The following is a 12,995-nucleotide window of genomic DNA, read 5'->3' as shown; positions in this document are numbered from 1 at the left end:
GAGGAAGCAATAATATGAATCAACAAGGATTTACATTAATGGAAGTTATGGTGGTAATGGCAATAGTGTCTATCCTCGGTGCGATTGGTATCCCTAGTTATCAGGGATATATCCAAAAGGCAGCACTGACTGATATGCTACAATCTATTGTTCCTTATAAATCTGGCATCGACATTTGTCATTTTGAAACCGGAAATTACAAAGAATGCAGTTCTGGGCATAAATCAATTCCATCAGGATTTAATAGCCGTTACATCAATACAATTACAGTAAAAGAAGGAGAAGCAAATATTATTGGACAGAAAAACCTCAGTGGCCTGAGTATCACCTTAAAACCAGAGCAAGATACCAAAATCGGTATGACTCACTGGCAAGTTATGTGCCATTCTGAAAGTGAATCGTTAAAAAAAAAATGTCAGGAAACATTTAAGTTTTAAAAAAAGCAAAAACAAACATATTAGAATTTAAATTATAACGTAAATATAGCCCTCCACTGAAAGTGTAAACAGCCTTATATTTACAAAAACAGCCATTCATTTTTAAAACCAAAGGAATATGTTAAATGAGAAATATGGAAAGCAACTTAATGGAAAAAGAAATTGACGAATTATGCCAGAAACATCAGGCAATAATTATAAAAAGAAATAGTTATTCTATCACTATTGCCTGTAGCCAATCACCTAATGAAGAGTTTATTACTGCATTACGTTTTATTTCTGGTGCAATAATTGATTTTAATATTTGGCCAAAAGCCAAAATAGAATCCATGTTGACACAAAAAAACATACTACCTTCCTACGCAGAAAACTATTGCTCAGAAAATGGTGAAACAGAAACCTATCGGATAGAAAATTTAACCACTCCAAATAACAATTACAATGAAAAACAAATGATTGAAAATAATTCAGAAAATATTGACACTCCTGTTATTCAGTTAATTAATCAAACAATATCTATCTCTATACAAAAAAGAGCGTCAGATATTCACTTTGAGCCATTACAAAACAGCTATCAAATACGTATTCGGGTTGATGGTTCATTACATTTTATGCCACCACCATCTCCTCAAATGAATACAGGCATCCCTGCCCGTTTAAAAATTATGGCGAAACTTAATATTGCGGAAAAACGTCAGCCACAAGATGGGCAATTTGACTGGAATGATAATAAGAACCGTTATGCAATACGTATCTCAACATTACCCACTCTGTATGGAGAAAAAATTGTTCTACGTATTCTCAGTACCATACAACAACTATCATTAGAACAACTTGGCCTGTCTGAATCTCAGCTACAGCTTTTAGTTCAGAAACTTCACGTACCACAGGGAATGATTGTAGTAACCGGCCCTACAGGAAGCGGGAAAACCGTCACGTTATACAGTTGCCTGAAATATTTAAATCAAACTCAGAAAAACATCTGTAGCGTTGAGGATCCTATAGAAATCCCCTTACAGGGAATTAATCAAACACAAGTAAATAATAAAATCGGGCTAGATTTTGCCAAAGTTTTGCGGGCATTACTCAGACAGGATCCCGATATCATCATGGTTGGTGAGATTCGTGATAATGAAACTGCTGAAATATCGATGAAGTCTGCTCAAACGGGCCACTTGGTTTTATCCACCCTACATACCAATTCGACGATAGATACCTTATCACGCCTGCAACATCTGGGGATTTCAGGTTATACCACCGCTTCATGTGTTAAATTAATTATTGCTCAAAGATTAGTCCGTAAGCTTTGCCCCCATTGTCGTCAACCTGCAGAAAATCCCGAATTCATACATACTGAAAATAACGATACAAAACAAAATATAACAGTAAAAACATGGGTAGCTGTCGGCTGTGAGCACTGCTTTTCTGGCTATTATGGCAGGACAGCCATCTATGAATTTCTCGAAATAAAACCTGAACTTCAACAAATTTTATCAGAACAACCTTCTGACAAGATTCCCTGCTTACCAACCCTGCAACAAAAAGACACGCTTTTATCTGCCGGCTTAACATTGGTCGGGCAAGGTATAACAACTCTGGAAGAGATTTATCAGACTCTAGGCCAGGAAGCATAATCAATAAATATCCATATAGAAGGCAAAGAATGAAAATAGAATTTATTTATCACTGGAAAGCTGTGAATAAAAAAGGAAATATTGTAACAGGAGAAAATATAGGTCAGAACAGACAAATGATTTTCAACCATCTCAGCCAGCTGGATCTACAACCCTACGCCATTAAACGCCGACAGATTATTTATTACAGTGAAAAAGAAATGGCTTATCGGCTACATTTTACCCAACAACTAAATACATTGCTGACATCAGGTATTCCTTTGTTACAGGCTCTTAATATTCTCTTACCAGAATGTAAAAATGTTATCTGGAGATGCATATTAGCTAATATTATCCATAAGATTAGTCAGGGAGAATCATTCTCTACCGCTTTACAGAATTATCCACAACTGTTTTCTCCTTTATTCTGCCAGTTTATTGCAGTAGGAGAACAAACAGGTCAACTTGAATCTTGCTGTCAGTTGCTTATTAATCGACTAGAGCAACAGAACATATTGCATAAAAAATTCCAAAAAGCGTATCGCTATCCATTGATAATTTCTCTTGTTGCTATAATTGTTATCTTATTAATGATGATTTTCGTTCTACCGGAATTCAAACAAGTTTATTCTGCATTTGGTGCCTCACTACCTTTATTAACACAGCTGATCTTATCTGCCTCTGACTTTCTGATTAATCATGGTTTTTTTATTTTGATAACAACATTAATAATGACAGTTAGTTATTTAGCGTTACGCTCTCGATTTCCTACATTACACGAAAAAGAAAAAATACTTTTCACCCGGCTACCACTTTTCAAAAAACTCATAACATATCGGCATACCAGCCAGATATTTCATATTCTATTTATGACTCAAAAAGCAGGATTAACGTTAACCATTGGTTTGGAATGTGCAATAAATGCAACCCATCATCCTTTATTTATAGCTGGAATCAAAAATCTTCATCGAAAAATACAGCAAGGTATTCCAATGAGTCATGCCTTGAAAAAAGAGTATTGTTTTCCCCCATTATGTAAACAGTTCGTCATAATTGGTGAAGAATCGGGTGAACTTGAGCTATTTTTAGGTAATCTAGCGATATGGTATCAAGAGCAATTTATAAACAGTGCTGATAATTTAGCTAACTTACTTGAACCTGTATTAATGCTGATCATGGCAATAATTGTAGGCCTGTTACTACTCGCTATGTATTTGCCAATTTTTCAATTGGGTACTATTTTGACGTAACGTATTATATACACTGAATTTCTAGTTATGTTGGGGCGGCACTGATATGAATCTTGCAAGGGGAGCGATAACTATGTAAGTGGAGCATGATTGTAATAACAAGAATTATATATGTTTGTTTATAGCCCATATGCCTCCCTTGAGTTACAATTTGTTTATATAGGCTATCAGAATATTTGAAGGATAGAATGACTTATATTGTTGCACTCACAGGTGGAATTGGTAGTGGTAAAACAACTATCTCTAATGTATTTTCATCCCTTGGTGTCCCGCTTGTTGATGCAGATGTTATTGCCAGAGAAGTTGTTGCTCTTGGTTCTCCCGCATTAAAGACAATCGCTGAACACTTTGGTTCGGATATCCTATTATCGGATGGTAGTTTAAACCGTGCCGTGCTACGCCAAAAAATTTTTGCTGCCCCAGAAGAAAAACAGTGGCTCAACTCACTTCTTCATCCACTCATACACGCAGAAACACAACGGCAACTGAACCAAATCAACGCTCCTTATGCTATTTGGGTTATACCTCTGTTAATAGAAAATAATTTAATGCATTTAGCTGACCGAATCTTAGTAGTTGATGTCTCCCCTGAAGTACAAATCAGCCGGACAATCACGCGTGATGGCGTCAGTCGGGAACAGGTTGAAAATATTCTGGCTGCACAGGCTGACCGCAATGAACGTCTGGAAAAAGCAGATGATGTCATATTAAACGATCAAAAAGAGCAAGATCTCACTGTACGTATAGCCGAATTACATCAACAATATTTGAAACAAGCAGAATCAGTCAGACAGGAAGAACGCAATGAGTGATGCAACCTCTACTATTATTTTTGAACACCCGCTAAATGAAAAAATGCGTTCATGGTTGAGGATTGAATCTTCACTGCAACAACTCGAAAAACAGTCTCATCTGGATTCACAAGCAAACAGCTTGGCATTTTTTCGCACAATCGCCGAGTTAATTGAGATACTGGAACGTGGTGAAGTACGTTCTGAGTTATTAAAGGAACTGGAACGCCAGCAAATAAAATTAAGACAATGGCTCAATGCTCCCAATGTAGATACGACGATGGTTCACAGTCTGGTAGAGCAACTGAAAGAGCGGAGCCTTGCATTACACCATGCTCCCCGCCTTAGCCAACAGATTAAAGAAGACCGAATCATCAGCATGGTTCGTCAACGGCTCAGTATTCCGGGCGGATGTTGTAGTTTTGATCTGCCGACATTGTATCTGTGGCTTCATCTGCCACAGTCTACCCGGGATGAAACCGTCAGCTCTTGGCTAAACAGTCTCCTACCACTAAAACAGGCATTAGAAAGCATTCTGGAACTGATACGACAGTCAACAATGTTCTCTTCTCAGGTAAGCCATAACGGTTTTTTTCAGGGGAATGCTGGTGATGCCGATCTGCTAAGGTTAAAACTAGATATTTCGGAAAACCAATTAATTTATCCGCAAGTTTCTGGCCACAAAACCCGCTTTGCTATCCGGTTTCTGCCAATGGATAGTGAAAATGGTACAGTACCTGCACATTTGTCATTTGAATTAGCCTGCTGTTAACATACCCTCAAATTAAGCAGGAGAAAACAGCATGTCTGAAATATTGACTGTCGCATGTCCTACATGTGGCCAGGCCGTAATCTGGGGGGAAATTAGCCCGCACCGACCGTTTTGCAGTAAGCGTTGTCAATTAATCGACTTAGGTGAATGGGCTAATGAAGAAAAGAAAATACCAAGTCAGGGCGACAGCACAGAAAACGATGAATGGAGTGAACTGCCTGAACAGTAAAATCCCTTGATGGATTTCAAAATGCGTCGCGGAGGCAAGGGAGTAACAAATTCGTCTGAAACGAATTTGCCCAGCCAAAGGCTGGCCTCTGGTGAGAGGCAGGAGCCTCTCAGTAATCCCCGGGAGCATAGATAATCGTCTTTTTATAAAAACGGTGACCGGGGTGAGCGAACGTAACCAACAAAGAGGCAACTTTAAAGATGAAGTGTAGATAGCGTCGGATAAATTCGACGCTATCTTTGCTCGATTTAGCCTGCAGATTTAGTCAATAAACCAACGATACTACGGTTTGCTGGCGGGAATTCATCAGCAACTAATTCAGTTTGCAGGAGCCAGCGGGAAGGCTGCCCTTCTTTTCCAAATGGCTCATCCTCCCATTGATCAACCATAAAAAAGTAAAGAGTGATATTCCTATCCGTAAATTCATGAGTGATAGTTTCCGTCAGTTCACAATGAGTTACCGTGATACCAACCTCTTCTTTTAACTCTCTTATTAACGCTTGTTCTGGTGTTTCTCCCTGTTCAAGCTTTCCTCCCGGAAATTCCCAAAATCCGCCCATATGTGAATCGGCACGACGTTGGGTAATAAAAATTTCATTATTGCTGTTTTTAATAATACCTGCCGCAATGCGCAGATGTTTTTTTTCCATAACGTTTTCCATGATGGTCGTTCTTACAGGCCACAATAAACAGCCTTATGGGAAGATATAATCTCACGAGACCTGCATCAATTCACATTTCTTTTTATCTGCTCTTTCATGCATAAAAGAATATTATATATACTCGACACATTTCTATTCATAAGAAGTATATTTAATCGATTTCAAAGTGTATCACTGCGGCAAGAAAACGCTCCTTAGGCGCTTAGATAATCTATGCTTGTAACTACGCTAACCGGATGAACAACGCAGATAATAAAAAGCAATTTGAAGAACAACAAACTTACATTAACCAAACAATACGACAACAAGAAGGCAGCCAGAAAATGAATGGAAAAAACGTCAAATAAGGTTTTATCCAAGAATAAAAATAATTAAATCATACAATAAAGATTGAGGGAGAATCATTCATGCAATATGAAGGTCAACCATTAATCGAAGCAAAAAAAATAGCCCACCAATTTTCGGGTGAACTCAAACCACTATTTTCCGATATTGATATTACTCTGCATACAGGGCAACACGCACTGATAGGCCGTAATGGTATTGGTAAATCCTGGTTAGCATCAATACTGGCAAAACAAACTTCACCATCGGAAGGAAGTGTCAAACATTTTTGTGATGTGGGTTATCTGTCACAAGGCCTGTCTACTTTTACAGGTAGTGCAGCCAACATATTCGGACTCACTGATATTATCAATGCCAATGAGCGTATTCTTGCTGGTATTGGTGAAGCCGCAGATTTTGATGTTATGGAAGGAAACTGGGATTGGCAATTTCAGATCGAATCTTTACTGGCAGAAGGTGAACTGGCCCCAGAGATATTAAATCAGCCCTTTAATTTACTCAGCGGAGGAGAACAAACCCGACTTCGGCTACTGTCTCTCAAAAAACAGGGGGCCGGCTTTATGATTCTGGATGAACCGAGTAACCATCTTGATCGACAGGGACGCCTCTGGTTATCCCAATGGTTGGCAACTTTCAATGGTGGCATTTTACTGGTTACACATGATACGAAACTCTTACAGCATGTTTCCGTTGTTTATGAGCTTAGCGGGTTAGGGCTATCACATAGCGTCGGTGGCTGGGAAACATGGCTGGACAGTAAAGAACAGCTAAGACTAGGTATACAGCGCGATGTAGATCAGACCAGAAAAAACCTCAAACAAGCCATACGGGATAAACAAAGAGATCGAGAAAAATCTGATAAAAGACAGAGCCAGGGGAAACAACGTAGGGAAAATGCTAATCAAGCTACAATTCTGCTGGATCGCGCATTGAACCGCTCTGAATCCACACTGTCACGGCTGGCAAAACAGAATGAAGAAAGGCTACAGCGCAGTTCTTCCTTAGCGACTGATGCCAGAGCAAAACTCGACATTATTGATCCGCTGTCAATTGCTGTTGCAACTCCTCAGGCAGCAACTCCTCCGTTACTTTATCTACAGGATATTATTTTACCCTTTGGGTCAGATTCCCCTATCAGCTTGACCATCAATAACGGTGATCGCCTCGCTATCACAGGAAAAAATGGCAGTGGAAAATCGACTTTACTGAAAGTCATGACTGGCTCACTGGTGCCAAAACAGGGCGCTTGTCGCATCACATCTTCACATCGTTTAATGGACCAGCATTTCTCATTCCTCGATAAAACCCAGTCAGCTTTGTATAACTTTCAATTACAGTCACCAGGCTGGACGGAAGATCGTTATCGCACTCGGCTAGCGCAACTGCGTATGCGAGGTGAAGAGGCTCTAAAACCTGTCGGTTATCTAAGTGGAGGAGAACAACTGAAAGTCGCCCTTGCCTGTTTATTTTGTGGGCCTTCAGCACCGGCACTCCTGCTATTGGATGAACCGGATAATCATCTGGATATTGAATCTCGTGAATTACTCCAGAAAGCACTACATGATTACACTGGTGCTATGGTATTAATTTCTCATGATGATCAATTTATTGAGAGTATAGGCAATATGCAGGAACTCACACTGGGAGGTTAATCTGACTATGTGATTTGATGAATTGTAAATTTTATGAACTACTATAAATATGCTGAAATCATTTGAACCTAAAAATAACAAAAAAACCCCGCCTCAAGTGGCGGGTAATAGATGTATTAGTTCAGATCTAACCGGAACTAACATGTACAGAATAAAATTTAAAATAAATTTTATTTCAATGACTTAAGCAAGGCATTAATACTAATTTGAAAGTAAGTTTCATCTTGTAATCCCTTAGCCGTGATATAAGAACCCTGCAAAGTAGAAATAATAAGTGTTGTAGCTTCTAATGGTGCTAATGTATTTGATATAGAACCATCAGAAATGCATAATCTTACAAGTTCCTCAATGCATTGTTTCATCCATTTAAAACCTCTTTTAACCTCTTCTGCTAGCTTAGCATCTTCCATAATACGGCGATCTCGAGCCATTTGACCAATCAAACAACCACGAGTGATATTTCTTTTTTTATGAAGGAAATCAACTAACTTCTCATAAGCACATTTTTCTGTGTTTAAAATAGTCTCAGTAGCATTAATAAGCTGATTTGTGTTGTATTTAATGGCATAAAAAGCAAGGTCTTCTTTACCCTGAAAATGATGGTATAAACTACCTTGACCAACACCTGAGCGGGTTAAAATATCTTTCGGGCTTGTATTAGCCAGCCCCTTTTCTAAAAGAAGCTCCCCCATTGCCTCAATTAATTTTTGCTTTGAATTTAATTCGTTAGACATTTTCCACCTTAACTTGATAAAACACGCCCTTTTTCCAAAAAGCGTGTTTTAATTATGAAATGCAATTTAGGCCATTTGTATGACGGTATCCACTAAGCGGTTAGAAAACCCCCACTCATTGTCATACCAACAGACAATTTTCAACATCCTACCATCAATAACTTTGGTAAGTTTTGCATCAAAAATAGAGGATGCAGGGTTATGAATGATATCCGAAGATACGATCTCATCTTCTGTATATTCGAGAATTCCTTTCAACACTGTACTATTAGCCGCTTCTTTGACAATTTTATTTACCATTTCTGCGCTGACATCTCGTTCAAGCATGACAGTAAGATCAACCATTGAGCCAGTAATTACAGGTACACGAACTGAACCACCATCAAGTTTACCATTCAGCTCTGGAATCACGATGCCAATAGCTTTAGCCGCTCCTGTTGAAGTAGGTACAATATTCTGAGCTGCACAACGAGCTCTTCTCATATCTTTATGCGGTGCATCTTGTAAATTTTGATCTTGGGTATATGCATGAATAGTTGTCATAAAACCAGACGTAATACCAAAACTCTTACTCAAAACTTTTGCTATAGGCGCTAAACAATTTGTTGTACAAGATGCATTAGATACAATGTGATGTCGTTTCTTATCATAGTATTGGTGGTTTACACCTTGGACTATTGTCAAATCAACACTACTCGCAGGAGCAGATATCAATACCTTCCTTGCACCACTCTTAAGGTGCGCTATAGCTTTATGGCCATCATTGAAAACACCAGTTGATTCAAGAACAACATCGATATCATGTTTTTCCCACGGCAAATTTTCTGGGTTACGTTCTTGGTAAACAAGAATCTCTTTATCACCAATAACAAGTTTGTTTCTATCAAGACTTATATCTTTTGGGAAAACCCCCAAAGTTGTATCATATTTAAGCAAATGAGCTAATTGATCAATCGACCCCAAATCATTGACAGCAACAATATTGATATCTTGCGGATTTTCTTCCAGTGCACGAACAAAATTGCGCCCAATTCTACCAAACCCATTAATAGCTACGTTAATCATAATCATTATCCTTTAAAGTATCACCTAAAAACATACTATTATGTATGCTATCAAGTCAAAAGCATTATTCAAATGTCACGATAAAAAAAGTTCAAATTGCGACCTCGTAACACATATAAGTCACAAAATTAACAATTATGTGACCTTGATCATAAAATTATCTTATGTATTTCTATACCATTCACGGCACATACCTACTGGTATTTATGTTTGATAATTTGGGAAATGGTAAATGAATAAGGTATCGATATTAGATACAACTTTAAGGGATGGAGAACAGGCGCCAGAAAATGCCATGAATCCAGAACAAAAATTAAAAATCGCACTAAAGCTTGAAGAACTCGGTGTAGATCATATTGAAACAGGATTTCCTGCATCATCTAATTTCGACTATCAAGCAACAAAGCTAATTAGCAAAGAAATTACTCGATCAGGAATTGCAACTTTTTCTCGCACTCTAATTAAAGATATCCAATTGGCCTTAGATGCAGCAGGAACAGAAAAAAATCATACAGTTCAAATGGTTGCAACAGGAAGCGATCTGCATCTAAAAAACAAACGCAATATCACGAGAACTCAATCCATTAATGAAGTGATCAAATCTGTTCAATTTGCAAAACAAAATAGTGATTGCCGAATTTCTGTTGGGATAGAAGATGCCAGCAGAGCTGATTTTCTGTTCATGGGTGAAATGGCTCAAGCTTCTGTCGATGCTGGCGCACAGCAGATCATCTTGGCCGATACAACAGGACATTCTAATCCTCATGAGTTTAAGGAGATTATCAAATTCATAAAATCTCAGGTCGGACAAGGAATTAGTATTTCTACCCATTGTCATAACGATTTAGGATTGGCACTCGCGAATACGCTAGCTGGTATTGAAGGTGGTGCTGATGAAGTTCAAGTAACTCTAGGCGGGATTGGTGAACGTGCAGGAAATGCATCTTTAGAAATGGTTGCATCAAATTTATATTTTAAAAGCCAGCAATACAGTGCATATACAAATATCGATTTAAGCAAAATGTACTCTGCTTATAAAATACTCTGTGAAGTGATTTCCATGCCAATTCCTAGAAATCAACCAATATTCGGTACATATGCTTTTGGAACAGCAGCGGGTATTCACCAGCAAGGAATATTATCCAACCCAGATACATATGAATTCGTAAAACCAAACATCTTTAATCGACAACGTGAATTTTTTGTTTCTCGTCATTCAGGAAAATCCATTATCAAATATATTCTTCAACAGAAAGGTATTACTAGTAATGTTGAGTTAGTCGAAGAATTATATGAAGTCTATATTAATAGTCGATCTGAAAGTAATTGTTTAAGCATGAACGAATTACAACAACGAATTAATAAACATATTTTATTAAATACCCAGGTTGCATAAGGTGCCATATGACAAAAAAAGCTATTCTGGTATTAGATGTTATTAATGATTTAGTCCACCCAGAAGGTAGCGTCGGTAAAGATGGGTTTTATAAACAAGCTTATCAACGTGGATTAATCAAAAATATAGATCAATTACTTAACTTTGCAAGAAAAAAAGAAATAACAATCATATATGTTGTCGTAGGTTTTAATGAAAATTATAATGAATGGTCTCCAAAATCAAAACTTTTTAAGCATGTTAAAGAAAAAAAACAAGTTATTTTAGGTGACTGGTCAACTCAAATTCATGAGGATATTCTTCCACAAGAAAGGGAAATAATTATTCAAAAGAATAGAATAGATCCATTCTTTAACACTAACTTAGATCTCATATTACGTACAAATAATATTGAAGAAATTGTGTTAACAGGAGTCTCTTCCGAATTTGTTGTATTGTCTACAGCATTATCAGCTCATGATAGAGATTACAATGTTGTAGTTCTAGAGGATTGTATATCATCATCAGATCTTCATAGTCATGAATGTGCCATACACATTATTAATAAAATTTCCGATGTAATGTGTTCAACTGATTTTAAAACAAAAGTTAATATTTAAAATGAAACCACTATATACATTTACTGAAAAAGAAAAAAAACAAATAGAAAACATAATAAACACTAACCCTTACAATCCATACACTCAATATTTTAAATTTAAAGATTATATTTCATCTATTATAAAAAACCATCCATTGCCAGATAATCTAGTTGAGGTATGCAGAATAATTGTTGATGACCGGATTAAGAATGGCAATCATGTGCACGTTATTAAAAACTGCCCTATAGATCTAAAACTACCTAACTTAGATTTAAATAACCCTGTACAACATAAATATGAATCAAAACTAACATATATTGGTGAAGGATTTTTAGAATTAATTTCTCAAATCCAGAGAACTCCTTTATTTTCGTATAAAAGCAGAAATAATGGTGACTATTTTACGGACCTAGTTTCATTCAATAAATTCAAAGGGAAAAAGACTGGATTTACCGATGGCGATTTAATTTATCATAGTGATCGTTCATATCACCCTGTCCGAGCAGACTATGTATCACTACTTGGTCTGCAAGTAACCGAATCAGAACTTATTTATACAACTTATATGGATGTCAAAGAGTTGAAGAAATACTTAAGTAAAGAAACCATTTCAATACTTGAGAAAGAGATATTCCAAACTGATGTTGATGATCGATCAAAAGAAAATAACAGTAGTTGGCAAAGTTCAGCTACCCACGCAATTTTCTTAAAAGAAAATTTAATTCGCTATCAGGATACTTTTACTCGGCCCATTGATCAGGATAACATTGATGCGATCAAAGCTATTCTTGAATTAAAACATGCAATGAGTAGAAGTGAGAAATTACGTCATATGATCAAAAAAGGAGATTTGCTCATCTTTGGAAACCAAAGTGGGATCCATAACCGTGAATGGATTGATGTAAAAAATCCAGAAGAAGGGCGAAAAAGATGGCTTTTAAAAACTTATAGTCTCGACAATGAAGAGAAAGTTCAACAGTATTCTAAATGGGCTACAAAACAAGATCCTTACTGTATTACAGATAATTAATAGAAAATAAAATGGAAAATTTATTAAATTTTGATACGGTAAGAAATTCTTTACCAAAATTATTAATCGGTTCTTTAAGTGAAAATTTACATTCAGAAAATTTAAAATTCGAATCCATTAATAAAAGCGGTAGAGCAAGTGCTGAAGTACATTGGCTTTTTAAACCAGAAGAAGCAAATGGCTCAGCTGCTGCAATTATTCATTATTATGCAGGCGGTAGTGCACCGCCTCATTTACACAATGGATTTGAATTAATTTATATATTAGAAGGAGAAATGAAAACCTCTACTGGAATAGTTAAAAAAAATGATCTCGTGTTACTTAAACCTGGTTCTATTCACGAGTCAAGTAGTGAAATAGGTTGTGTTGCTTTAATTATTTGGCAACAACCAGTAACAGTCATTAACGAATAAACTAACGTTTCAATTTGTATATAAA

General features: G+C 36.9%; 14 protein-coding genes. 11 read left to right on the top strand and 3 right to left on the bottom strand.

What is annotated here, in order from left to right:
* Window positions 1-14: 14 nt before the first annotated feature.
* From ppdD to yacG, 6 genes are all read left to right on the top strand, one after another.
* Window positions 15-437: a prepilin peptidase-dependent pilin gene (ppdD, locus tag AACX68_RS03745; RefSeq protein ID WP_228858392.1), complete on the top strand. Its 423-nt coding sequence runs from the start codon at window positions 15-17 to the stop codon at window positions 435-437.
* Between the two features lie 125 nt (window positions 438-562).
* Complete coding sequence (gene gspE, locus AACX68_RS03740; RefSeq protein WP_228858391.1) at window positions 563-2,071, top strand: type II secretion system protein GspE; 1,509 nt, start codon at window positions 563-565, stop codon at window positions 2,069-2,071.
* 29 nt (window positions 2,072-2,100) lie between these two features.
* A complete protein-coding gene (gene hofC / locus AACX68_RS03735; protein WP_228858390.1) occupies window positions 2,101-3,300 on the top strand; it encodes a protein transport protein HofC in 1,200 nt (399 codons plus the stop codon).
* 188 nt (window positions 3,301-3,488) lie between these two features.
* Window positions 3,489-4,112: a dephospho-CoA kinase gene (gene coaE / locus AACX68_RS03730; RefSeq protein WP_228858389.1), complete on the top strand. Its 624-nt coding sequence runs from the start codon at window positions 3,489-3,491 to the stop codon at window positions 4,110-4,112.
* On the top strand, window positions 4,105-4,863 hold the full coding sequence (zapD, locus tag AACX68_RS03725; RefSeq protein WP_228858388.1) for a cell division protein ZapD: 759 nt from the start codon (window positions 4,105-4,107) through the stop codon (window positions 4,861-4,863). Before coaE ends, zapD begins: the two co-directional genes overlap by 8 nt.
* A 31-nt stretch (window positions 4,864-4,894) precedes the next feature.
* Window positions 4,895-5,092, top strand: coding sequence for a DNA gyrase inhibitor YacG (gene yacG, locus AACX68_RS03720; RefSeq protein ID WP_086955899.1), 198 nt, complete (start codon window positions 4,895-4,897; stop codon window positions 5,090-5,092).
* A gap of 248 nt (window positions 5,093-5,340) precedes the next feature.
* On the opposite strand, the gene mutT is transcribed toward yacG, so the two are convergent.
* Window positions 5,341-5,742 (bottom strand): 8-oxo-dGTP diphosphatase MutT, encoded by a 402-nt coding sequence (gene mutT, locus AACX68_RS03715; protein ID WP_228858387.1) that lies wholly within the window; start codon window positions 5,740-5,742, stop codon window positions 5,341-5,343.
* Window positions 5,743-6,161: 419 nt separating this feature from the next.
* Here mutT and AACX68_RS03710 point away from each other — a divergent pair, with 419 nt between their 5' ends.
* Complete coding sequence (locus AACX68_RS03710; RefSeq protein WP_228858386.1) at window positions 6,162-7,751, top strand: ATP-binding cassette domain-containing protein; 1,590 nt, start codon at window positions 6,162-6,164, stop codon at window positions 7,749-7,751.
* A 170-nt stretch (window positions 7,752-7,921) separates the two neighbouring features.
* On the opposite strand, the gene AACX68_RS03705 is transcribed toward AACX68_RS03710, so the two are convergent.
* Window positions 7,922-8,485: a TetR/AcrR family transcriptional regulator gene (locus AACX68_RS03705; RefSeq protein WP_228858385.1), complete on the bottom strand. Its 564-nt coding sequence runs from the start codon at window positions 8,483-8,485 to the stop codon at window positions 7,922-7,924.
* Between the two features lie 66 nt (window positions 8,486-8,551).
* Window positions 8,552-9,550, bottom strand: coding sequence for a type I glyceraldehyde-3-phosphate dehydrogenase (gap, locus tag AACX68_RS03700; RefSeq protein WP_228858384.1), 999 nt, complete (start codon window positions 9,548-9,550; stop codon window positions 8,552-8,554).
* A gap of 232 nt (window positions 9,551-9,782) precedes the next feature.
* On the opposite strand from gap, the gene AACX68_RS03695 reads away from it, so the two are divergent.
* The 4 genes from AACX68_RS03695 to AACX68_RS03680 are packed head-to-tail and all read left to right on the top strand — an operon-like array spanning window position 9,783 to window position 12,970.
* Window positions 9,783-10,946, top strand: a complete 1,164-nt coding sequence (locus AACX68_RS03695) for a LeuA family protein (RefSeq protein WP_228858383.1) — start codon at window positions 9,783-9,785, stop codon at window positions 10,944-10,946.
* Between the two features lie 8 nt (window positions 10,947-10,954).
* Entirely contained in the window at window positions 10,955-11,545 is a 591-nt protein-coding gene (locus tag AACX68_RS03690; RefSeq protein ID WP_228858382.1) for a cysteine hydrolase family protein, read from the top strand.
* A 1-nt stretch (window position 11,546) separates the two neighbouring features.
* Window positions 11,547-12,557, top strand: coding sequence for a TauD/TfdA family dioxygenase (locus AACX68_RS03685; protein WP_228858381.1), 1,011 nt, complete (start codon window positions 11,547-11,549; stop codon window positions 12,555-12,557).
* An 11-nt stretch (window positions 12,558-12,568) separates the two neighbouring features.
* A complete protein-coding gene (locus tag AACX68_RS03680; RefSeq protein WP_228858380.1) occupies window positions 12,569-12,970 on the top strand; it encodes a cupin domain-containing protein in 402 nt (133 codons plus the stop codon).
* The last annotated feature ends 25 nt before the right edge of the window (window positions 12,971-12,995 follow it).

Source organism: Xenorhabdus sp. PB61.4 (assembly GCF_963894935.1).
Lineage (GTDB): Bacteria > Pseudomonadota > Gammaproteobacteria > Enterobacterales > Enterobacteriaceae > Xenorhabdus > Xenorhabdus stockiae.
The sequence above is the reverse complement of the archived record's forward strand: the minus strand, read 5'-3'. Positions and strand labels throughout refer to the sequence as shown.